This is a genomic window from Paenibacillus phytohabitans, from assembly GCF_013141775.1.
Taxonomy (GTDB): domain Bacteria; phylum Bacillota; class Bacilli; order Paenibacillales; family Paenibacillaceae; genus Paenibacillus_AQ; species Paenibacillus_AQ phytohabitans.
In genome coordinates this window covers 1-22,867 of record NZ_WHOB01000095.1, presented here as the reverse complement: position 1 = coordinate 22,867, position 22,867 = coordinate 1, and the positions used below count along the sequence as shown (strand labels likewise).

Below are 22,867 nucleotides of genomic sequence, written 5' to 3'. Positions count from 1 at the left end.
AAAGAGGTGAGCCCCTTGTCTTTTGCGGCCCTTACCAAAAAAGAGCTGACGATGGTCGAGAGCCAGCCCTGCTGTGAGAAAGCGGAAATGTCAGCGCTGATCCGGATGAATGGTTCGGTGCAGCTTTCGAGCAAAAAGGTTGTTCTCGACATTTCGACGGAGAACGCCGCGATTGCAAGGCGGGTATATTCTTTACTTAAGAAATATTACCAGGTCCATATCGAGCTGCTCGTGCGTAAAAAAATGCGTTTGAAGAAGAATAACGTCTATATCGTAAGAATTCCAAACCGGGTTCAGGAGATCCTGAAGGATCTGCGGATTGTCTCGGAAGGCTTCATCTTCACCGATGGGATTGATGATGAAATCGTCGGCAAGAACTGCTGCAAGCGTGCTTACCTGCGCGGGGCCTTCATGGCTGGCGGCTCGGTGAATAATCCGGAGGGTTCCTCGTACCACCTGGAAATTGCTTCGATGTATGAGGAGCACTGCAAGGCGCTCGTGGAGCTGGCTGGTGAATTTCACCTGAATGCCCGCTGCATAGAACGCAAGAAAGGCTTCATCCTATACATCAAGGAAGGCGAGAAGATTATTGAATTCTTAAGTTTGATCGGAGCCCATCAGGCACTGTTCAAATTCGAGGATGTACGGATCATGCGCGATATGCGTAACTCCGTTAACCGGATCGTCAACTGCGAAACGGCCAATCTTAACAAAACGATCAGCGCTGCGGTACGCCAGATTGAGAATATCAAGCTGCTGCAGCGTGAGGTGGGACTGGAAAGCTTGCCGGATAAGCTGCGCGAGGTTGCGGAAATCAGACTTGCACACCCGGATATCAACCTGAAGGAAGTTGGCGATATGCTGGGCGGCACCGTCAGTAAATCAGGCGTAAACCACCGTTTGCGCAAAATTGATGAGCTGGCTGACAAGGTGCGGGGCAGTTGATTATTTTTTTTCTAGTGCGGTAGAGGTTATAATGATATAATATTATAAAATTAATGTGAAATTTTTGGGCAGATCTCAAATAGGGGGTAAGCGTTTCATGACAAAGCACCCGGTAGTTGTTCGGTTGAAGACGGGGCTCCATGCTCGGCCGGCAGCATTGTTTGTGCAAGAAGCTAATAAGTTTTCGTCGGAGATTTTCGTGGAAAAAGACGATAAAAAAGTTAACGCCAAAAGTATCATGGGCATTATGAGCCTTGCGATCAGTTCCGGTACGGAGATTTATATCAGCGCAGATGGCGCAGATGCGGAACAAGCTGTAACCGCTTTGACAAGTCTTGTAAGTAAGGAAGAACTCGAGAATCAATAAATGGTACACGTCTTACCGAAAGCCCTTAGGGGCTTTTTTTTCATATTATTTATGGATAAGGGGAGATACACAGAAATGCAGATCCAAGGCAGTGAGGTAGCATTAGTGGAGCCTTCAGAAGCTCTCAGAGAGCACTATCTGGCATTTTATGAAGAGTGGAAGGCCAGCGGAGAATCATTCGTTCCCTGGGTAGTCGAGATCGATCCTGCTGACTTTGCCGGTATGCTTCAGTCTCTGCGTGAGCATGCCGGCGGTGAGAATATCAAAGACGGATGGGTGAGCAGTTCAACCTTCTGGCTGGTGACAACGGATCAGCGGGTGGTGGGTGCCGTGAACATCAGACACTGGCTGACGGAAGCGTTACTCCGTACAGGCGGGCATATCGGCTATGGCGTGAGTCCCCTCGGAGCGCAGACAGGGGTATGCCAGTGAACTTCTGAAGCAGGCTCTCCTGAAAGCTGCTGAACTGGGTATAGAGAAGGCACTCGTGGTCTGCGACGCCGTCAATACAGCATCGGAACGGACGATCCGCAAGAATGGCGGAGTAGAGGATAGCGAATATATTGAGGAGGACGGAAATGTCATCCGGCGTTTTTGGATAGAGACGGAATAAATTATTAAATAACGTACATAGGATATGCAACTTTTGCCATGCTGGTCCGTCTAGAGGGTACCAACACTTAAAGAAACGAAAGGGGATGGCAAGCATGATGAAATTCGGCAAATCAATCGGAGCAGTGCTGCTGGCAGGAAGCTTGATTATAGGAGGAATGGGGCTGAGCGGGGTGCTAAAAGGTCCTGAAAAGGCTTACGCTGCCGATGAGGTGCAGAAGAATATTGTGAACGTAGTCGGTAAAGGCGAACTTGCGATCAAACCGGATATCGTCTATCTCTCCATCGGGGTAACTACCACGGCTGATACTGCACAAGAGGCGCAGAAGGGTACCGCGGCAAAGATTGCGAAGCTGACTGCATTATTCAAAACAACCTGGGGAATTGCGGACAAGGATATTCAGAGCACGCAGTTCTATGTACAGCCTAATTACGTCTATAGCGAAAAGGATGGCCAGCAGGTTAAAGGCTATAATGCCCAGCATACGCTGAAGATTTCCTACCGTGATCTGACTAAGGTCGGACAATTGCTGGATGCAGCATCGACGGCTGGCGCGAACAATATCGGCAATGCAAGCTTTGCGATCGAAGATCCATCAGCCTTTGAAGCACAGGTTATCGAAAAAGCAATGCTGAATGCAGATGTAAAAGCGGCAGCGATTGCTAAAGCGGCGAAACGCGGACTCGGTCAGGTGGTGACGGTCATTCAGAGCGATGACGGGAATAACCCGGTTATCTATATGGAATCTGCTAAAATGGCTAATACTTCAGCAGATTCAGCTGCCGGAAGTTCCGTTGAACCCGGAGAAGTTAAAGTAACCACTCAGCTTAGCGTAACCTATGAATTGAAATAAAGTGACCGCGAAGGGGCGCTTGCTCTGCTGTTTATGGCAGGGCGGGCGCCTTTTTTAGGAGAAATTTTCGTTGAAATCTCTCAAATTGTTTAAATAAATGTAATAAGGTTGATAGAAAGACTCTTCAATCCTTAAGAAACTGTAAAGCGCATTGTAACATCCGCCGACCTTCTTATCCCTATAATAGGAAGAGTGAAGCTGAGGGAACACATCACGTAACTATCATCGTACCAGCGGAAGGGGAAGAACAACAATGAAAATGAATGATACTTCGAAGAAATACGCCCGTAAATGGGGCGCAGGAATGATTGCAGCAGGAATGCTAATCGGTGGAGGAGTACTCCCGGCAGGCATTACCCAGGCTGCTCCAGCAGCTGCTCAGGTGAAGGCTGCATCCTCCCCTGTAGTACTGAAGGTAAACGGCAAGATTGCAGCGCAGAAGGGGCTTTTCCAGGACGGAAAGGTATGGATTCCGGTAACGTTTATGCGCGATGCGCTGGGGATGCCGCTATCTTATGATAAAGCTGAGAAGACGTATACCATCGGTACAGGGACTACACAAACTAAACTGACGGTTACTGAATACTATACTACGATTAAAGTGAACAATTATTTTATCGGCGAATATGAAGTGAAGAATATGGATAACCGCTTCTATGTTTCGTTTGACCTGCTCAGCGATTACTTAGGCTACAAGGGTGACTGGAGTGCCGCTACGGGACGGCTCAATGTGATGAAGAGAACGCAAAATGCGGTAACTATAAAGACTGAGAGCTATGTTAAGGACCATAAAGATGCACCAATCAAGCTGGATTATCCACAGGTCAGCGGTCTTGCAAGTAGCGAGGCTGAGAAGGCAATCAATGATACAATCAAACAGACGATTCAGAAATACGCGGCTTACGCCGAAGATCAAATCTCCCTTAAATCCGAGGACGACCGTCCGTATGAATTCGAAGGCGGTTATGTGGTCACTTATAATCAGGACGGCGTGCTCAGTCTGATCACGAATCAATACGGGTACACCGGCGGGGCACATGGATCGACTATCCGCAATGCCTTTACCTTCTCACTTAAGGACGGCAAGCGCCTGCTGCTGGGGGATTTGTTCAAGGCTAATCCTAACTACAAGAAACAGCTGAATGCCAAGGTATCTACTGAAATCAAAGCAAACGGAGGTTATCTGGGAGGATTCACAGGCCTGAATACAGAGAAATACTTCTATTTGAAAGAGGGCAAAGCCGTGCTCTTCTTCCAGCAATATGAGTATACTGCATACGCTACAGGCTTCCCGGAGGTAATCTTCAGCTTCAAGGAGCTGCTGCCGGACGGAAGCAGTCCGTTCGCTGCACTGAAATAACGTATAGGCTTCACAGTTCCAGTTCCGGTAGCTTCATCTATCCTGCCCATGCGTTTCCTCCGGAGACATGAGGGCAGGATTTTTTTGCGGGCCTATTAAGGCCGCCCTGCCGTTACCACATCCCCCGGGCAGTCATAAGCTAAAGAAAGCAAGCAGCTTATAGCGGGGAGGGAAGGCTATGGTCTATCAGTATACGGCCATTGGAGATTCATTAACGACCGGGTTCGGGGCGCTGCCCGGGAACGGATTTGTCCCCGTCTACCGCCGGATGGCGGAAGGGCGGCTGCAGACTCCGGTTGCTTCAGCGAATCTAGGAGTGAACGGTCTGACAACAGCGGGGCTGGAGCAGCGTCTCAAGACAGATGGCGGTTTTCGTTCTGCGGTTAAGGATGCAGAGATCATTACCGTCTCTATCGGCGGCAATGATCTGATTAAGGCCGCCAAAGCCGCGGCGGGGAGGCCAGGTGAGCTGAATGGGTATCTGCAAAAAGCGCTCCGGGACTGCAAACGGAATTTCAGTGATATTATGAGTACTCTGTCACAGCTGAAGGCGGGCACGCGAAGTCCTTACATTATCCGGATAGTAGGCCTCTATAATCCGTATCCTCAGGTGGATGCGGCCACAGATTGGGTGAGGCAGTTCAACCGTTATGCTGCCGGCTACAGCAGTTATGCTGTAGGGTTTGCTTCCATTTATCATGAATTTGCCGGCAATGAGCGGGGGCTGCTGTTCCTGGATCATATCCATCCGAACGGCAGGGGCTACCGGGTAATCGCCGGCAAGCTGGATGCCCTGGGATATGGAAGCTTGAGATGAATTATCAGTATATATGCCAAATAAAGAGGCTGCCGCAGACCTGTAGGTCCGTGGCAGCCTCTTTATGTGTTGATGAAATATAGTAATTAAACGCCAGTCGGCAAGGTCTTCTCAATGACTTTATCGACAATGCCATATTCAGCTGCATCGGCAGCACTCATGAAGTAGTCGCGGTCGGTATCCTTCTCGATCTTCTCGATCGGCTGGCCCGTACGTTCGGACAGGATACGGTTCAGCTTCTCGCGTAGCTTGATGATGCGGCGGGCGCGGATTTCAATATCCGAAGCCTGACCCTGGGCACCGCCGAGCGGCTGGTGAATCATAATTTCGCTGTTCGGCAAGGCAAAGCGTTTGCCCTTGGCGCCAGCGTTCAGCAGGAAGGCTCCCATGGAAGCGGCCATCCCTACACAGATGGTGGATACATCCGGTTTAATGTACTGCATTGTATCAAATATAGCCATACCCGCTGTAATGGAGCCGCCAGGGCTGTTTACATACAGGTGAATATCCTTATCCGGATCCTCGGCAGCCAGGAAGAGCATTTGTGCGATGATGGAATTGGCTACCACGTCATTAACCTCCGTTCCAAGGAAAATGATGCGGTCCTTCAGCAGGCGGGAATAGATGTCATAAGCGCGCTCACCGCGGTTGCTCTGTTCTACTACCATAGGAATATAACTCACGTGGAAAACCTCCTTGAAATTGGTGCTTCGAATGTGTTCATTTTTTACTGTTACCGTATTAACCACATGATAAACAAATTCAAACAAAAAGTCAAAGAAAGTCAAACTTAGATTCAAAAAAAAGAGCCATCAAGCGGCTCTTTGGTTAAATATAATATAAGCATTGCTAAATTATGTACAAAAGTGAAAATAATGGCGCGCCCGCCAAGAATCGAACTTGGATCTCAGGCTTCGGAGGCCTACGTCATATCCATTGGACCACGGGCGCAACAGAAATTATTATAATACACTTATTGCATAAAAGCAACGTGTAAAACCCATCGTGCAAAAAAATAGTTTTTCCGGCTCCCAGGCAGATGATAGCTTCCCACCTGACAGTCAGGTGAGGGAGGTTTTCAGGTATGTGCTTAAGGGCGTGGTTACCTCTCACAGACCGGCAGATGTATAAGATGAAACGGGTCTGAGAATTATAGTCTCGGAACACTTGCACTCGGCGTCAGTTTTGGGTAGAATATGGGTGGGACTTAAAAAGTTAACCCGGGACATTTTGAGACCACGAACAAGGGAAAAGAGAAAGACGAAGTTGCAGGAGTGAAAGCATGCGTAATTTATTGGAAATCCAAAAGCAGCTTCTGCCTGATCTCATGGAAACCCTTAAGAGACGGTATACGATTCTACATCAGATCATGCTGTCCGATATTATTGGGCGCAGAACGCTTGCCGCCTCGCTTGATATGACCGAGCGGGTGCTGCGCGCCGAGACGGATCTTCTGAAATCGCAAGGGCTCATTGAGATCGAGAGCGTCGGCATGCGCATTAGCGAAGCCGGTCGCAGACTGCTTGACCTGCTGGAGCCGATCGCCAAGAGCCTCTTCGGCCTGGATGATCTGGAAGAGAAAATTCGTACTACGTACGGTCTCAGTAAAGTAGTTGTTGTACCTGGCGACTGCGAGACCTCGCTGTTCACCAAACGTGAACTGGGGCGTGCAGGTTCGAAGGCACTGCTCAGTGTACTGCGCAGTGACGACACGATTGCCGTCACCGGCGGCTCAACGCTGGCCGAAATGGCCGATCAGTTGACCCCGCCGCTATCCCTTTCCTATAAGAACGCCTGGGTAGTTCCGGCGCGTGGAGGACTGGGAGAGAGCATGGAGATCCAAGCCAACACCATTGCTTCGACCATGGCCAAACGGATTGGTGCCAATTACCGTCTGCTGCATGTGCCTGATCTGCTCAGCGGCGATGCCTATCAGTCGCTCGCACTGGACTCCAATATTGGAGAGATTGTGCAGATTATCCGCAGATCGCGTATTATTGTGCATGGAATTGGCGATGCCATTGAAATGACTCACCGCCGCAAGCTGGACCCCGGTACAATCTCAGAGATTCAGGACGAGGGTGCGGTAGCCGAATCGTTCGGATATTATTTCAATGAGAATGGCGAGGTGGTTCATACCATGCTGACCATGGGGCTGCGCCTGGAAGACATTATCCGTACAGAAGTCGTCATCGGTATTGCCGGCGGTAAACGCAAGGCTAAGGCCATTCATGCGATGCTGCGGTTCGGCCAAGAGGATATTCTCGTAACAGACGAGGCGGCTGCTGTCGAAATCGGCAAAGAAATCGACAAACAGTTGCAAGAGGTCCTATAGATTCCATTTTATGGGACGCGCGCAAAGGTATTATGCATTATACTTAACCTTGTTGTCTTGACGAGCCTCACGGCTTGTCTTGAATAAATAAAACGAAATCTAGGAGGAACTATTCAATGAGTGTAAAAGTTGGTATTAACGGTTTTGGACGTATTGGACGCCTTGCATTCCGCCGTATTCAAAATGTAGAAGGTATCGAAGTGGTAGCAATCAATGACTTGACTGATGCTAAGATGCTTGCTCATTTGCTTAAATATGATACAACTCAAGGTAAATTCCAAGGCGATGTTGAAGTTCACGACGGCTTCTTCAAAGTTAACGGTAAAGATGTTAAGGTTCTGGCGAACCGCAACCCTGAAGAACTTCCTTGGGGAGAGCTTGGCGTTGATATCGTTCTGGAATGCACAGGTTTCTTCACAACTAAAGAAGCAGCTGAAAAGCACCTTAAAGGCGGAGCTAAGAAAGTAGTTATTTCCGCTCCAGCTACAGGCGACATGAAGACTGTTGTTTACAACGTTAACGATGACATCCTTGACGGTAGCGAAACAGTAATCTCCGGCGCATCTTGCACAACGAACTGTCTGGCTCCTATGGCCAAAGTTCTGAACGACAAATTCGGTATCATCGAAGGCTTGATGACTACTATCCACGCTTACACAGGTGACCAGAATACACTTGATGCTCCACACGCTAAAGGCGACTTCAGACGTGCCCGCGCTGCTGCTGAGAACATCATCCCTAACACTACCGGTGCTGCAAAAGCAATCGGCCTGGTAATTCCAGAACTTAAAGGCAAACTTGACGGTGCAGCACAACGTGTGCCTGTAGCTACTGGTTCCCTGACTGAGCTGGTTACTGTTCTGGATAAGAGCGTAACTGTTGAAGAAATCAACGCAGCCATGAAAGAAGCTTCCGATCCGGAAACTTACGGCTACACTGAAGATGAAATCGTATCTTCCGACATCAAGGGTATGACTTTCGGTTCCCTGTTCGATGCTACACAAACTAAAGTTCTGACTGTTGGCGACAAACAACTGGTTAAGACCGTTGCTTGGTATGACAATGAAATGTCCTACACTGCACAGCTCGTTCGTACTCTAGAAAAATTCGCTAAACTTGCTCAATAATACCGATTTTATATAGGCAGTACAATAGAGCGGAAACAATGAAAGTCTGTTTCCGCTCTTTCTAAATGAAATGGATTCGTGAATGAACCAATTTTGGGTGTGGAGGAAATGTTAATCATGAACAAAAAAAGTGTCCGTGATGTAGAAGTAAAAGGCAAACGCGTATTCGTGCGTGTGGATTTCAACGTGCCAGTGGAAGACGGTAAGATCACTGATGATACCCGTATCCGCGAAACCCTTCCAACAATTAAATACCTGATTGAGAACGGTGCAAAGGTCATTCTGGCCAGCCATATGGGCCGTCCTAAAGGTGAATTCGTCGATTCCATGCGGTTGACTTCCGCAGCTGTACGTCTGTCCGAATTGCTCGGCAAACCGGTAGCCAAAGCTGATGAAGCGATTGGCGAAGCGGTAAAAGCACAAATCGCTGAACTGAACGAAGGCGACGTGCTTGTGCTTGAGAATGTCCGTTTCTATAAAGGTGAAGAAAAGAACGATCCTGAACTGGCTAAGCAGTTCGCTGAACTGGCTGACCTGTTCGTCAATGACGCATTCGGTGCGGCTCACCGTGCCCATGCTTCGACAGAAGGCATCGCTCACTTCCTGCCTGCAGTATCCGGCCTTCTAATGGAGAAGGAATTGTCCGTTCTGGGCAAAGCACTGTCCAATCCTGAACGTCCTTTCACTGCGATCATCGGCGGTTCCAAAGTTAAAGACAAAATTGACGTGATCGACAACCTGCTGACTCTGGCTGACAACGTATTGATTGGCGGCGGCCTTTCTTACACCTTCACCAAGGCACAAGGTTACGAAATCGGAAATTCTTTGGTAGACAACGACAAAATCGAAGCGGCGCTTGGATTTATCGAAAAAGCCAAAGCACTGGGCAAAAACTTTGTGCTTCCGGTTGACGTAGTTATCGCGGACAAGTTCGGCGCAGATGCCAACACCAAAATTGTAGATGTGACTGAAATTCCTGCTGGCTGGGAAGGTCTGGACATCGGTCCTAAAACCCGTGAAATTTATGCCGATATCATCAAAAGCTCCAAGCTGGTTGTTTGGAACGGACCTATGGGCGTATTTGAAATTGATATCTTCGCTGAAGGTACAATTGCTGTAGCTCAGGCTTGCGCAACTACCGAAGGCTACACAGTTATCGGCGGTGGTGATTCCGCAGCAGCAGCAGAGAAATTCCACCTCGCAGACCAAATGGATCATATCTCCACTGGCGGCGGCGCATCACTCGAGTTCATGGAAGGTAAGGCACTTCCAGGCGTAGAAGCACTGAACGACAAGTAAGACGTAGAAGGTAGAAGGAGGCAATCCATTACTATGAGTAGAACACCTATCATTGCCGGCAACTGGAAAATGTTCAAAACTGTTCCGGAAGCCGAAGGCTTCATCGCTGAAATCAAAGGCCAGGCGGAAGTTGAAGGCGTAGAGACTGTAATCTGCGCACCTTTCACTAACCTGCCTGCACTTGTTGCAGCGGTACAAGGCACCAGCATCAAAATTGGTGCTCAGAACCTTCACTTCGAAGATAACGGTGCTTACACAGGCGAGATCAGCGGTGTAATGCTGAAGGATCTCGGCGTGGAATACGTTATTATCGGCCACTCCGAACGCCGTGCATACTTCGGTGAAACGGACGAAATCGTCAACAAAAAAATGCATGCGGCATTCCGCCATGGCATTACTCCAATTGTCTGTGTAGGCGAAAAGCTCGAAGAGCGCGAAGCGGACCAGACTAAAGATGTATGCAAAGTGCAGACTGAAGCGGCATTTGCCGGCCTTAGCGCGGAACAGGCAGCAAGCGTAGTTATCGCTTATGAGCCTATCTGGGCTATTGGTACAGGTAAATCCTCTACTTCCCAGGATGCTAATGAAGTTATTGCTTACATCCGTACCCTTGTAAAAGGCTTGTACGATGAAGCAACTGCTGAAGCTGTCCGTATCCAATACGGCGGCAGCGTGAAGCCTGAGAATGTAACGGAGTACATGAGTCAAAGCGACATCGACGGCGCTCTAGTCGGCGGTGCCAGCCTGCAGCCTGCTTCCTTCGTTTCACTCGTTGAGGGGGCGAAATAAGAATGTCAGCACCAAAACCTGTAGCTCTAATCATCATGGACGGTTTCGGTTTGCGTAACACGGATGAAGGCAACGCAGTTGCCCAAGCCAACAAACCGAACTACGACCGTTACCTGAAACAATATCCGAACACTACACTTACCGCTTGCGGCGAAGCTGTAGGTCTGCCGGAAGGACAAATGGGTAACTCTGAAGTAGGGCACCTTAACATCGGCGCAGGCCGGATCGTATACCAGGATCTGACCCGCATCGATAAGTCTATCCGTGATGGCGAATTCTTCGAGAACGAAACGCTGGTTGCTGCGGTGAGAAGCGCCAAAACAACCGGCAAAAAGCTTCACCTCTATGCACTTGTATCCGATGGCGGCGTGCACAGTCACATTAAACACCTGTTCGCGATGCTCGATCTGGCCAAAAAAGAAGATTTGCATGAAGTTTATATTCATGCCTTCATGGATGGCCGCGACGTACCACCCGACAGTGGACAGAAGTTCATTCAGGAACTGGTAGCCAAGATCGAAGAGGTTGGCGTAGGTACGATTGCTACGGTATCCGGACGTTATTATGCCATGGACCGTGACAAACGCTGGGAACGTGTAGAGAAAGCTTATCGTGCAATGGTGTATGGCGAAGGCCCTAAATATACCGATGCACTTCAGGCAATCACTGGATCTTACCAGAATTCTGTGTATGATGAATTTGTAGAGCCAAGTGTGATTGTAGATAGCCTGGGCAACCCGGTTGCGACAGTGGAGAGCGGCGATTCTGTCATTTTCCTTAACTTCCGTCCTGACCGTGCCATTCAGCTGTCGCAAGTATTCACGAACTCTGACTTCCGCGGTTTCGACCGTGGCCCTAAGTTCCCTGAAGGTCTGCACTTCGTATGTCTGACAACCTTCAGCGAGACGGTTCAAGGCTTCGTGGCTTACTCCCCGAAGAACCTGGACAACACACTCGGTGAAGTGCTGGTTCAGCAGAACAAGAAGCAGCTGCGTATCGCGGAAACTGAGAAGTATCCGCATGTTACCTTCTTCTTCAGCGGCGGACGTGATGAGGAGCTTCCCGGCGAAACACGCATCCTGATCAACTCTCCGAAAGTGGCAACCTATGATCTGCAGCCTGAGATGAGCGCATACGAAGTGGCGGCGGCCTGCGTAGCGGAGATCGAAGCAGACAGACAAGATGCCATTATCCTGAACTTTGCTAACCCTGATATGGTTGGACACTCCGGCATGCTGGAGCCTACTATTAAGGCAGTTGAAGTAACGGACGAATGCGTAGGTAAAGTTGTGGATGCAGTAGTTGCCAAAGGCGGCGTTGCAATCATCATTGCCGATCACGGCAATGCGGATATGGTATTCGATGAGAACGGCCGTCCGTTCACAGCCCATACTACCAACCCTGTTCCTTTCATCGTTACGACTGAAGATGTAGTACTGCGCGAATCCGGTATTCTCGCAGATGTAGCACCGACAATCTTAGATCTGATGGGACTTCCGCAGCCTGCGGAAATGACCGGACAATCCATGATTGCCAGCCGCAAATAAGCAAGACCTCAAGTTTCATTGTTACACTAAACCTAAAGTTAAAAGGAGATTAAACTTACATGACTATTATTTCTGATGTGTATGCTCGCGAAGTCCTTGACTCCCGCGGTAACCCGACTGTAGAGGTTGACGTTTATCTTGAATCCGGTGCTAAAGGCCGCGCTATCGTTCCTTCCGGCGCTTCCACTGGTGCTCATGAAGCTGTAGAGCTTCGTGACGGCGACAAATCCCGTTACATGGGCAAAGGCGTTCTGAAAGCTGTTGAGAACGTAAATGAAATTATCGCTCCTGAAGTAATCGGTATGGACGCTCTTGACCAAGTGGGCATCGACAAATTGATGATCACTTTGGACGGAACTCATAACAAAGGCAAGCTGGGCGCTAACGCGATCCTGGCAGTATCCATGGCCGTAGCTCGTGCAGCTGCAGCAGCTCTGGATATTCCTTTGTACGTATACCTGGGCGGATTCAACGCTAAAACTCTTCCAGTACCAATGATGAACATCATCAACGGTGGTGAGCATGCCGACAACAACATCGACGTTCAAGAGTTCATGGTTCTTCCTGTAGGCGCTACAAGCTTCAAAGAAGCTCTTCGTACAGGTGCAGAAATCTTCCACAACCTGAAATCCGTACTGCAATCCAAAGGATTGAACACAGCTGTAGGTGACGAAGGCGGATTCGCACCGAACCTTGGTTCGAATGAAGAAGCCATCACTACCATCATCGAAGCGATCGAAAAAGCCGGTTACAAACCAGGCGTTGACGTATTCCTCGGTATGGACGTTGCTTCCACTGAGTTCTACAAAGACGGTAAATACACACTTGCAGGCGAAGGTAAATCTTACACTTCCGCTGAGTATGTTGACCTTCTTGCATCATGGGTTGAGAAGTACCCAATCATCACCATCGAAGACGGTATGTCCGAAGACGACTGGGATGGCTGGAAATTGCTTACTGAAAAATTGGGCGACAAAGTCCAATTGGTTGGTGACGACTTGTTCGTTACTAACACTGAGCGCCTTGCTACAGGTATTGAAAAAGGTATCGGTAACTCCATCCTGGTTAAGGTTAACCAGATTGGTACCCTGACAGAAACTTTCGATGCTATCGAAATGGCTAAACGTGCTGGTTACACAGCAGTTATCTCCCACCGTTCCGGTGAATCCGAAGACAGCACAATCGCAGACATCGCTGTTGCGACTAACGCTGGCCAGATCAAAACGGGTGCTCCTTCCCGTACAGACCGCGTTGCTAAATACAACCAGTTGCTTCGCATCGAAGATGAACTGGGCGAATTGGCTCAATACAACGGCCTGAAATCCTTCTACAACCTCAAAAGATAATATCTTTTGACCCTATATTTAAAGGGCCTGCCGAACTTTGGCAGGTCCTTTTTTGGATTATAGATCCGAAAGTGCAATGCGATCTAGCGAGGTTGCCTCGGATGCTTCTAGTGGGTTATTCTATAATTGTAGATAACTGGAAGGAGTGTGGGCATGAACGCTATTGTTGCGGGTATAGGTGTGGGGATATTTTTAATTATTCTCAGCTGGGTGCTGTCGCGGACCGGGCGCATGCGGAGCAGAGCTGTTTTTTATCCGGGAATCACTGGTTTACTGGGCAGTATGATATTGCTGGTTCTAAGTTTCACTGTAATCGGAGGCTGGGAGGGGATCGGGTATGCCTTCTTCTCTGTACCTATATTACTAATCTCTGGTCTGCTGCTGCTTCTACTTGTCTCTTATAGGAGACAATCCTGAATAATGTAATAGCCGGATTAGTAGAATGAGGTTTGTGTGGTTGTATTCAATCTATGGCTATGATACAATAAAAATACTGTTTATGAAATCGTGAGGTCTAATTTAGCATAGATAGTGATGCTTGGACGTAGGAGGTGGAAGTGAATGGATATCTTTTTGAAAGTGGTGCTTCTGATTTTTGCCGTAGGTCTGATTGCGGTCGTTCTTCTGCAAAAAGGGAAAAGCGCGGGTCTTTCCGGTGCCATCTCCGGCGGTGCTGAGCATCTCTTCGGTAAAACAAAAGCACGCGGTATGGAGCTTGTGTTGCAGCGTGTAACAGTTGGATTGGCTGCAGGATTCTTCATCATGTCAATCGTTGTGGCCATTGTTATTGATTAGTTTGCCTACAGTAAGCCTTCGCTCTGTTCTGAATGGAATAGGCGGGGGCTTTTTTGTATGCAGATTTGAGTGTTTGCACATCATAACAGGGATGCCCGGGATTGATTTCGTGTATACTAGGGTATGAAGTATATAAAGGTAAATTTTACTTGGATTTATTAGATGTGGGATAGGACAAGACATACATATATGCCAGCGGCATGAATGCTGCGGAGGGCCGAGGTGACGAAGATGATAACACAAGAAATTCTACTTGATTTCATGCGGGAGGCCGCTTATAAACCACTGACTTATGAAGAACTGGTGAGCCATTTCGCAATTGAGGATAGCGAGGCATTCAAAGCTTTTGAGAGCCTGCTGATTGAGCTGGAAAAGGACGGCCGGATTATTCTGACCCGGGGTAGCCGTTATGGCGTGCCGGAACGGATGGATCTGCTGCGCGGACGGCTGCAAGCCCATGCGAAGGGTTTTGCTTTTCTGATACCTGATGACCGTGATCATCCCGATGTATACATCCATGCCAATGATCTGAAGGGTGCAATGAACGGTGACATCGTATTGATCCGCATTACCTCGAAGAGCCCGTCTGGCGGGCGTATGGAAGGCGAAGTAGAGCGGATTCTGATCAGAGGCGTGTCGCAGACGGTTGGCGTATTCCAGAGCCTGGAGACGTATGGCTTCGTGCTGCCTGATGATAAGCGGATTAACCGGGATATCTTCATTCCGAAGCAGTCCTTCAAGGGAGCGGTTGACGGGGAAAAGGTTGTTGTCCGCATTGTGAACTATCCGGAAGGCCGTGCTGCGGCTGAAGGTGAAATTATCGAGATCCTCGGTCATAAGGATGACCCGGGCGTGGATATTCTGTCGGTTATCCGCAAGCATCAGCTGCCGGAGGCTTTTCCGGCTGAGGTGATGACGGAAGCGGAGCAGGCACCCGATTCCATTACCGACGAGGAGATTATCCAGCAAGGCCGCCGCGATCTGCGCGGACTGAACATTGTGACCATTGACGGCGCGGATGCCAAGGACCTGGATGATGCGGTGAACGTTGAGCGTCTGGAGAACGGGCATTATAAGCTGGGCGTTCATATCGCCGATGTAGGCTATTATGTGCGCGAAGGCTCCGAGCTGGATAAAGAAGCTTATGACCGCGGCTGCAGCGTGTATCTGGTTGACCGGGTCATTCCCATGCTGCCGCACCGGCTGTCGAATGGGATCTGTAGCTTGAACCCGCAGGTAGACCGGCTGACGATGTCCTGTGAAATGGAATTCGACGAGCACATGAAGGTTGTGAAGCATGATGTGTTCACGAGTGTGATCCGTACCAAGGAGAGAATGACATACTCCGATGTACGCAAAATTGTTGAAGATGAAGATCCTGAGCTGCTGGAGCGCTACGCTCCGCTGATCGGTGATTTCCGCCTGATGAAGGAAATTGCGATGAAGCTGCGCGATGCCCGGATGCGGCGCGGAGCTGTTGACTTCGACTTTGAAGAAAGCAAAATCATCGTGGATGAAGCAGGTAAGGCTATCGATATCGTGAAGCGTGAGCGTTCCGTGGCGGAGCAGATTATTGAGGAATTCATGCTCGCGGCTAATGAGACTGTAGCGGAGCACTTCCACTGGCTGAAGGTGCCGTTCCTGTACCGGATTCATGAAGATCCGGACCCCGAGAAGCTGCAGAATTTCATGGCCTTCGCCGCTAACTTCGGCTACCACGTCAAGGGTCGCGGCAATTCCGTTCATCCGCGTGCGCTGCAGGATCTGCTGGAGCAGATTCAAGGCACCAAAGAGCAGACGGTGATCAGCACGATGATGCTGCGCTCCATGAAGCAGGCGAAATATGATGCCGAGAGTACAGGCCACTTCGGACTGGCGGCAGAATTCTATTCCCACTTCACCTCACCGATCCGCCGTTATCCCGACCTTGTCATTCACCGCGTCATGCGTGAGGTGCTTGAGAATGGCGGAGCTCTGACCGAGAAACGTCATGAGTATCTGGCTTCGCGGATGCCGGATATCGCCCAGCAGTCCTCCGAACGCGAGCGTGTAGCGGTAGAGGCTGAACGTGACACTGAGCAGCTGAAGAAAGCGGAGTTCATGCAGGATAAGGTAGGCGAAGAATTCGATGCAATGATCAGCAGCGTGACCAGCTTCGGAATGTTCATCGAGCTGGATAACACCGTGGAAGGTCTGATCCGCCTTAGTGCACTGAGCGATGATTATTACCACTTCGATGAAGCGCACATGGCCCTTATCGGTGAGCGTACCTCCAAAGTGTTCCGCATCGGTGACGAGGTGAAGATCCGTGTGGCCAAGGTCAACATGGACGATCATACGATCGACTTCGAACTGGTTGATATGAAGCCACGCGCGGCTGGCGACCACCGGAACTACGGCGGACGCGGCGGCAAGGGCGGACGCCCTGGTGCCGGTGGCGCCAGCAAGCCGTTCGCAGGTAAGGCCGGCGGTGCGGGCAAGGGCCGTAAAGGCAAGCCAGGCAGCGCAGCTACCGGTGCGGGTAAAGGCGGCGCTGGGAAGGGCAAGAACGGCGGTGCAGCTGCCGGTGCGGCTGGATTCGGCGCCAAAGGTAAAGGCAAGAGCGGCAGCGCTGGCGCCGGTGTCTTTGGCGGGGCAGTTAAGGGCGGCGCCGCTGAGGCTGGCGCTGGTGAAGAGCCGCGCGCAGGCGTAGCGCCGGCTGAAGATGGCGGCGCAGCAGGCGGCGGCCGTAAGCGCGGCCGCGGGCCGGAAGCGGCAGCGCGGCGTGCACTTGCCGCCTCCGCAGCGGGCGGCGCTGCGAAGGCGGACCGCCGGGGCGAAGCCGGCGGTTCGGGTGCTCCGCGCGAGCGTGAGCGCGGCAGAGGCCGCGGCGGAGACGGCGGAGGCAGTGCCGGGGGACGCGGCATTGCCTTCGGCTTCGGCTCCGGCAAGGGCGGCTACGGCGCGCCAAGCGGGGGCGGAGCCGAGCAGGCGGGCGGTGAGCTGCGCGGCGTGGACGCGAGCACACGGTTCCGCAGCCGCGAGGACCTCGGCAGCGGCTTCGGAAGCGAAGGCAACGGCGCAGCGCCGGAGGGCAAGAGCCGCCGCAAGAAGAAGAAAGGCGGCGTCTTCATCGGCACTTCTGTGACTCCAGGCAACGTGGAGACCACTAATCCGGCACCGGCAGGCGCTGGCGACAAGAGCGGTAATCCGGAGGGCGGCGGCCGCAGAAAGCGGAAGAAGAAACCTCAGGCCTAGGCTGAATTAATAGAGGGCACTGTTCCTTTAGGGGGACAGTGCTTTTTTAGAATATAAGGGGACTTCTATTTCACCTGAAACGCAGTACTTCCTGACACCCATATGTCAAAATGATTGCTGCGGGATAGGGTGATCCTTCCTTGCGCTGCCTGCTTGGCTTTTGATACAATATAGACCTGGTGTCCATTCATAAGAGGCCGGGAATTCGATTCAAGGAGTGACTTTCATGGGTAAAAAAGCAGACGGGAAAGTGCTTGCCCAGAACAAAAAAGCTTCCCATGATTATTTTATTGAGGATACGTATGAAGCGGGTTTGGTTCTGACGGGTACAGAGATCAAATCGCTGCGTAACGGCCGCGCTAATATCGGGGACGCTTTTGCTACCATCCGTAATGGTGAGATTCATATTCACAATATGCATATCAGCCCTTTCGAACAAGGGAACCGTGCCAATCCTACCGATCCGACACGTACACGCAAGTTGCTTATGCACAAGGAACAGATTCACAAGCTGCTTGGTTCCTCGAAGCGGGATGGCTTCACGATTGTGCCGCTGAAGATTTATGTGCGCAATGGCTATGCCAAGCTGCTGATCGGCCTTGGTAAAGGTAAGAAGGAATACGACAAGCGCGATTCCGCCGCGAAGCGTGATGCTCAGCGTGATATCCAGCGTGTGCTGCGCGATAAGCAGAAGATCGCCCGCTAGACTGGTAACCACCTGGCGCCCAATTGTTCCAGATTCGACCTTCAATTCCTTTAACCTACGTGTTAAAGTGTTGATAAATGTGCTATACTGTGTAAGTAAACTTATTGCTTCTGAACAGCCATCTTGATCAAGATAGCTGTGAACCGGATCAGCATTTATGCTTGTCATTGATCCGTTAATCCGAAGCGCCCTTTCTAATGAGGGGCCGTTCTTGGATTCGACGGGGATAGTTCGAGCATGAGTAGCGAGTAGTGGGGACGCGTCCGCTTCATCAACGCTAAAGCCTATTAAACGGCAAACAACAAAACAACTACGCTTTCGCAGCCTAAGAAACTGTGCGCGTGCTTCTACCCTGCATCGCCCATGTGACAGGGATAGGGGCTAACAAGTAGTGGGATACGCTGTCTCATCTCCGCCTGCGGTGAGCTGAAGAAGACAATCAGGCTGACCCAACGTATAGCCGGTTACGGGGCGATACTCGGGTGACATCAAAACTGTAACTACACTCGTAGAAGCTTATGTGCCGTTATCTTCGGACAGGGGTTCGACTCCCCTCGGCTCCATATGGAGTATCAGTGAAAGACACCTTTAGGGGTGTCTTTTTTCATTTTTAGTTATTTACTTCAAAGCTCAGTTTCCTTGAAAGATGATATAATAATAATGAATGGAGATGATGCCGATGGATTTGCTTGACCCGCGTGTGGATTTCGTATTCAAACGGATATTTGGCAGCGAAAACAATAAGGATGTGCTGCTGGCGTTTCTCAACCGCATTTTCACCGAAGCTGGTGAGCCGCCGCTGACTGAGATCATTCTGATGAATCCTTATACGGATAAAGACGATCCACTCGACAAACAATCCATTTTTGATGTTTACGCCAAGACCTCTGAAGGTAAACTGATTGATATAGAGATGCAACTGTTTAATAAGTACGACATAGAGAAAAGAACGCTTTTTTATTGGAGCAAACGGTATGCAAGTCAACTCAGTGAGGGCGAGAAGTATCCAGAGCTTGAGAAATGCGTAACGATTAACATTCTAAACTATGCGTTCTTGAAGAATGAGCAATATCATAACGTATTTCATCTGCGGGAAGACCGGACAGGGATATCCTTGATTGACGACATAGAGGTTCATTTCTTGGAATTGCCGAAGCTGGATGATCGTAGTATTCCGTCTGAAGGCGGACTGATCAATTGGTTACTGTTTCTGAAAGGTGCCGATACATCACAATGGGAGGTGCTGAAGATGAATGAGCCAGGATTGGAGAAGGCAATGGATACCCTGCAATATTTGAGTCAGGATTCCGAGGCCAGACGGTTGTATGAGGCTAGACAGAAGTATTTGCATGATGAAGCGTCCATGGTTGAAGGGGCAAAGTCTGCTGGGATTATCGAGGGTAAGCTTCAAGTGGCTCGCAACTTGCTGGCAATGGGGATGGATTATGCAGCTGTAGCGAAGGCGACAGGGCTTAGAGAAGATGAAATCAAGTCTATCAAGCTTTAATACGTTGCCTGTTTAGTGATAGAAGTTTCATCAACGCTAAAGCCTATTAAACGGCAAACAACAAAACAACTACGCTTTCGCAGCCTAAGAAACTGTGCGCGTGCTTCTACCCTGCATCGCCCATGCATCGCCCATGTGACAGGGATAGGGGCTAACAAGTAGTGGGATATGCTGTCTCATCTTCGCCTGCGGTGAGCTGAAGAAGACAATCAGGCTGACCCGAAGGGGACCCGGTTACGGGGGGCTTCTAGGGTGAGATCAAAACTGTAACTACACTCGTAGAAGCTTATGTGCCGTTATCTTCGGACAGGGGGGCGGGCTCCCCTCGGCTCCATATGGAGTATCAGTGAAAGACACCTTTAGGGGTGTCTTTTTTCATTTATAATGATTGTTTTATGCTGATAATAGAAGGCTACTAGGTTAACGGAGCAGGGGATCAATGCTTTGAGAAAGAAAAAACGCAGGAGCATCCTATGAGCGAATGCTCCCGTTTGATCTTTTGTAGATGTCTTGTGATTCGGTTATTAATTTTCCTATTGACAGGAGCTTAAACTGACGTTCTTTGTTGGGATATAAACAACTAGTTAAGCATGCCCACTCTATTTTGAAGCACTTTCCTACAACTCCGCCCCCCGATACCCCATCCTCCGATATCCCTTCACTCGTTTCTTGAACATCGCCATTAACATTGGAACCTGAAGGTCAATATAATCATATATTTTCACTTCTTCTTTATTCGCATGACTCCGGTGCAGGCGGCCAGCATATTGCTGTAAGGTGCCTGTCCAGGAGATGGGATGGACTAGGAACAAGGTGTCCAGTCTGGCGTCATCGAAGCCTTCACCGATTAGCTTACCCGTAGCGATAACTACACGCTCCTGATCGTCTGGAATAGAAGCAATTTGGGCGCGTAGAGCTTCTCTTTGCTTTTTCCCCATTCCGCCCCTAAGCACAATTACGTTTTTGGCAAACGCGTGTAATCTCTCTGCAAAATATTCAGCATGAGCGGTCCGTTCAACCAGAAGCAGTGGAGAGCGTCCTTCATCCAAGCAGGTTAACAAATCGTCAAAAATAAGCGTGTTACGCTCCTCATTGTCTACAAGCTGCTGATAGATGTCCTGAATTCCGGCAACCTGTTCCCCTGACTTGATCTGAAAGTGAGTATAGCGGGGGACCACCCTTAATGAAAATCCTCTAGAGCTGCTTAGGCTTTTGGTATTTGTCCTCGATATTGTCCATTGATTGGTCCTCGCGTTTTATTTATATTATACCTTGTAAGTTGCTGAGTAATAATATTGGGGACTATAACCGGATTAAGGAGATCATAGTAATGCTGAAATTAAGTAACTCAACCATTAAAAAGCATTTAAAGAATCTAACGAGGGAAGAGCTTGAGGCTGAAATCTTGAATATGACCAAGATATATCCGATCATTCAGGAGCACTATTTTTCAATACTATTTCCTGATAGTGAGGAAGTCTTAGACAAGTACAAGAAAATTATTGAGAAGGAATTCGTCCACAAGGGAGAGATTCTGCGATACCAGATTATGAAGCAAGCAATAAAAGACTTTAGTAATGTCTCAACAAATAAGGGGCAAATTGCAGAGCTAATGATTTTTACAGTGGAATGTGGAGTAGACTTTACGCTTTCATATGGAGACATAGATGATGAAAAATTCTATCGTACTATTTCAAGTATATTTGAACAGGCTTTAAAGTATATTGTGGACAATCAATTAGAAGAAGAGTTTGTAGATCTATGCAACGAACTGACGCGAAGCAGTCAGAGCATTGGCTGGGGGTTCGGAGATGGGATGATGGAGTTGTATAGCGATTATTTAGGATACCTGGAAGAAGAAGACCTTGAATAGCGTATACGGACGAATTATTTAACCGTAAGGATTGTGTTATAATATTATAAAATAAATTCGGAATCCGAGCGAGGTGTTATCCTAATGCTGCCCCAAAGAGAAGAATTGCAACGGTTATTGAAAAAGGCCAATCAGCATGCAGTAGCAGAGGCCAAAAAGGCTGGAGCCTCCATTTATTATATAAAAGATGGCAAACGGATACGTGAAGATGCCACTGGGCAAAAATTCGAGATTACTTACGATGTAGCCGGAAATCGCACTGAGCTTGTTAGTCATGACTGATTGGGAGTCTGTAATGACGGTTTTTGCTGGCACTAATGGAGCCGGGAAAAGCACAATCAGTTTTCAAATGAGGGATTATGTTGGAACCATTATTGATCCTGACCAGATCGCCAAAAGGATTAAGCCGGAGGATCCCAGAAGTGTCGACCTGTCTGCCGGACGAGAAGCTGTAAAGCAAATAAGGAAATCAATCAGGCGGAAGGAAAATTTTGCTATAGAAACTACTCTGTCGGGGAGTTTTGTTTTACGTCATATGAAGGCAGCTAAGGAACAAGGTTATAAAGTCGTCATGTATTATATTGGTTTGCAGGATGTGCAAATGCATATTGATCGGGTAGCTTCAAGAGTGGAGCAGGGAGGGCACTGGATTGCGGAAGAAGATATCCGGTGGAGATATGGCCAATCTTTAAGTAACCTGATGCCTGCCATGGAGATTTCAGATGAAGTCACCATTATCGACAACACCAGTGAACCTGAAGTTGTGGCGGAAATTAAACGTTCACACATTAGCTTTTGCCGAGATGAGATTCCTGTGTGGGCCAGGGGAGCTTTGGAATTGTACTTGTAATTCCAGCAGTAACCCCCGCCGAATTGTGGCTCTGCACGTCCACGCCTCAGTTTCTAAAATCCCTTTCCCACCAAGGGGTTAAGGCCCTTTTTGGGAAAGGAGTTCTACACGGATTAATAGAAGAAAGATATAGTCATTCATAAAATGAACCCGTAATCTTAAACCATAAGGTTTGAAGATACGGGTTCATTTAATTTATATAGCTTACCCAGTATTCTTTTCTGGATAGCACCATTTACAGCCATTATATCCTTGAGCAAAGTAAAACGGGGCATTGTCTGTATCGATTCTATGTTGGGGTTTGATTTCATTAATTCTGCAGCGTGACTCTACTTTAGCGGTTTTGTGAACTTCCTTTGTATTGGTATTTACTATATAAGTCGCCATAGTACACCTCCCTTCAAATGTATTTTACTGTGCTAAAGCCAATAAAACAAGAACATTTGTTCTTTTTTATTTGTTGCCTTGTTATATATAATAACTCAACTTTCGCACCTAGAA

Annotated in this window: 21 protein-coding genes, 1 tRNA gene, 2 other RNA genes and 2 pseudogenes; 22 read left to right on the top strand and 4 right to left on the bottom strand. The window is 49.0% G+C overall.

The window, feature by feature from the left end:
- Positions 1 to 15: 15 nt before the first annotated feature.
- The 6 genes and pseudogenes from whiA to GC101_RS33390 all read left to right on the top strand — a co-directional run bounded on the left by whiA (position 16) and on the right by GC101_RS33390 (position 4,955).
- On the top strand, positions 16 to 945 hold the full coding sequence (gene whiA / locus GC101_RS33415; RefSeq protein WP_039302402.1) for a DNA-binding protein WhiA: 930 nt from the start codon (positions 16 to 18) through the stop codon (positions 943 to 945).
- Positions 946 to 1,042: 97 nt separating this feature from the next.
- Positions 1,043 to 1,312, top strand: a complete 270-nt coding sequence (locus GC101_RS33410) for an HPr family phosphocarrier protein (protein ID WP_036651317.1) — start codon at positions 1,043 to 1,045, stop codon at positions 1,310 to 1,312.
- Positions 1,313 to 1,387: 75 nt separating this feature from the next.
- Positions 1,388 to 1,925, top strand: a pseudogene (locus tag GC101_RS33405) (GNAT family N-acetyltransferase).
- Between the two features lie 94 nt (positions 1,926 to 2,019).
- Positions 2,020 to 2,778 carry an SIMPL domain-containing protein gene (locus GC101_RS33400; protein WP_171720819.1) on the top strand — a complete coding sequence of 253 codons (759 nt, stop codon included), beginning with the start codon at positions 2,020 to 2,022 and terminating at the stop codon, positions 2,776 to 2,778.
- A gap of 253 nt (positions 2,779 to 3,031) precedes the next feature.
- The gene (locus GC101_RS33395; RefSeq protein WP_171720818.1) at positions 3,032 to 4,138 is read left to right on the top strand and encodes a PdaC/SigV domain-containing protein; all 1,107 of its coding nucleotides are present in this window, start codon (positions 3,032 to 3,034) and stop codon (positions 4,136 to 4,138) included.
- A gap of 178 nt (positions 4,139 to 4,316) precedes the next feature.
- Entirely contained in the window at positions 4,317 to 4,955 is a 639-nt protein-coding gene (locus GC101_RS33390; RefSeq protein ID WP_171720817.1) for a GDSL-type esterase/lipase family protein, read from the top strand.
- Positions 4,956 to 5,041: 86 nt separating this feature from the next.
- Here GC101_RS33390 and clpP read toward each other — a convergent pair whose 3' ends face one another.
- Positions 5,042 to 5,638, bottom strand: coding sequence for an ATP-dependent Clp endopeptidase proteolytic subunit ClpP (gene clpP, locus GC101_RS33385; protein WP_042132753.1), 597 nt, complete (start codon positions 5,636 to 5,638; stop codon positions 5,042 to 5,044).
- 193 nt (positions 5,639 to 5,831) lie between these two features.
- Positions 5,832 to 5,906 (bottom strand) — tRNA-Arg (locus GC101_RS33380).
- 331 nt (positions 5,907 to 6,237) lie between these two features.
- On the opposite strand from GC101_RS33380, the gene GC101_RS33375 reads away from it, so the two are divergent.
- The 13 genes and pseudogenes from GC101_RS33375 to ssrA (GC101_RS37020) all read left to right on the top strand — a co-directional run bounded on the left by GC101_RS33375 (position 6,238) and on the right by ssrA (GC101_RS37020) (position 19,980).
- The gene (locus GC101_RS33375) at positions 6,238 to 7,290 is read left to right on the top strand and encodes a sugar-binding transcriptional regulator (RefSeq protein ID WP_171720816.1); all 1,053 of its coding nucleotides are present in this window, start codon (positions 6,238 to 6,240) and stop codon (positions 7,288 to 7,290) included.
- A gap of 116 nt (positions 7,291 to 7,406) precedes the next feature.
- Complete coding sequence (gene gap, locus GC101_RS33370) at positions 7,407 to 8,417, top strand: type I glyceraldehyde-3-phosphate dehydrogenase (protein ID WP_039302421.1); 1,011 nt, start codon at positions 7,407 to 7,409, stop codon at positions 8,415 to 8,417.
- Between the two features lie 117 nt (positions 8,418 to 8,534).
- Positions 8,535 to 9,716, top strand: a complete 1,182-nt coding sequence (locus tag GC101_RS33365; RefSeq protein ID WP_171720815.1) for a phosphoglycerate kinase — start codon at positions 8,535 to 8,537, stop codon at positions 9,714 to 9,716.
- A gap of 33 nt (positions 9,717 to 9,749) precedes the next feature.
- Entirely contained in the window at positions 9,750 to 10,505 is a 756-nt protein-coding gene (gene tpiA, locus GC101_RS33360; protein WP_039302428.1) for a triose-phosphate isomerase, read from the top strand.
- Positions 10,506 to 10,507: 2 nt separating this feature from the next.
- The gene (gene gpmI, locus GC101_RS33355) at positions 10,508 to 12,052 is read left to right on the top strand and encodes a 2,3-bisphosphoglycerate-independent phosphoglycerate mutase (RefSeq protein ID WP_171720814.1); all 1,545 of its coding nucleotides are present in this window, start codon (positions 10,508 to 10,510) and stop codon (positions 12,050 to 12,052) included.
- 59 nt (positions 12,053 to 12,111) lie between these two features.
- A complete protein-coding gene (eno, locus tag GC101_RS33350; RefSeq protein WP_171720813.1) occupies positions 12,112 to 13,398 on the top strand; it encodes a phosphopyruvate hydratase in 1,287 nt (428 codons plus the stop codon).
- A 153-nt stretch (positions 13,399 to 13,551) separates the two neighbouring features.
- Positions 13,552 to 13,815: a YesK family protein gene (locus GC101_RS33345; RefSeq protein ID WP_171720812.1), complete on the top strand. Its 264-nt coding sequence runs from the start codon at positions 13,552 to 13,554 to the stop codon at positions 13,813 to 13,815.
- Between the two features lie 144 nt (positions 13,816 to 13,959).
- Positions 13,960 to 14,193, top strand: coding sequence for a preprotein translocase subunit SecG (secG, locus tag GC101_RS33340; protein ID WP_042132758.1), 234 nt, complete (start codon positions 13,960 to 13,962; stop codon positions 14,191 to 14,193).
- A gap of 231 nt (positions 14,194 to 14,424) precedes the next feature.
- A complete protein-coding gene (rnr, locus tag GC101_RS33335) occupies positions 14,425 to 17,430 on the top strand; it encodes a ribonuclease R (RefSeq protein WP_171720836.1) in 3,006 nt (1,001 codons plus the stop codon).
- A 226-nt stretch (positions 17,431 to 17,656) separates the two neighbouring features.
- Positions 17,657 to 18,136 (top strand): SsrA-binding protein SmpB, encoded by a 480-nt coding sequence (gene smpB / locus GC101_RS33330; RefSeq protein WP_039296783.1) that lies wholly within the window; start codon positions 17,657 to 17,659, stop codon positions 18,134 to 18,136.
- A 201-nt stretch (positions 18,137 to 18,337) separates the two neighbouring features.
- Positions 18,338 to 18,702, top strand: a transfer-messenger RNA (tmRNA) gene (gene ssrA / locus GC101_RS33325).
- 98 nt (positions 18,703 to 18,800) lie between these two features.
- Positions 18,801 to 19,574, top strand: a pseudogene (locus tag GC101_RS33320) (Rpn family recombination-promoting nuclease/putative transposase); the annotation flags it as partial.
- 9 nt (positions 19,575 to 19,583) lie between these two features.
- Positions 19,584 to 19,980: a transfer-messenger RNA gene (ssrA, locus tag GC101_RS37020) on the top strand.
- A 280-nt stretch (positions 19,981 to 20,260) separates the two neighbouring features.
- Here the strand turns inward: ssrA (GC101_RS37020) and GC101_RS33315 are convergent.
- The gene (locus GC101_RS33315) at positions 20,261 to 20,821 is read right to left on the bottom strand and encodes a DEAD/DEAH box helicase (RefSeq protein ID WP_343049850.1); all 561 of its coding nucleotides are present in this window, start codon (positions 20,819 to 20,821) and stop codon (positions 20,261 to 20,263) included.
- A gap of 152 nt (positions 20,822 to 20,973) precedes the next feature.
- Between GC101_RS33315 and GC101_RS33310 the strand changes: the two genes are divergently transcribed.
- The 3 genes from GC101_RS33310 to GC101_RS33300 all read left to right on the top strand — a co-directional run bounded on the left by GC101_RS33310 (position 20,974) and on the right by GC101_RS33300 (position 22,366).
- A complete protein-coding gene (locus GC101_RS33310; RefSeq protein ID WP_171720810.1) occupies positions 20,974 to 21,516 on the top strand; it encodes a DUF6155 family protein in 543 nt (180 codons plus the stop codon).
- A gap of 84 nt (positions 21,517 to 21,600) precedes the next feature.
- Positions 21,601 to 21,798 (top strand): hypothetical protein, encoded by a 198-nt coding sequence (locus GC101_RS33305; RefSeq protein ID WP_038693014.1) that lies wholly within the window; start codon positions 21,601 to 21,603, stop codon positions 21,796 to 21,798.
- A 13-nt stretch (positions 21,799 to 21,811) separates the two neighbouring features.
- Complete coding sequence (locus tag GC101_RS33300; RefSeq protein ID WP_246354631.1) at positions 21,812 to 22,366, top strand: ATPase; 555 nt, start codon at positions 21,812 to 21,814, stop codon at positions 22,364 to 22,366.
- Between the two features lie 204 nt (positions 22,367 to 22,570).
- On the opposite strand, the gene GC101_RS33295 is transcribed toward GC101_RS33300, so the two are convergent.
- Complete coding sequence (locus tag GC101_RS33295; protein WP_171720808.1) at positions 22,571 to 22,753, bottom strand: hypothetical protein; 183 nt, start codon at positions 22,751 to 22,753, stop codon at positions 22,571 to 22,573.
- Positions 22,754 to 22,867 lie beyond the last annotated feature (114 nt).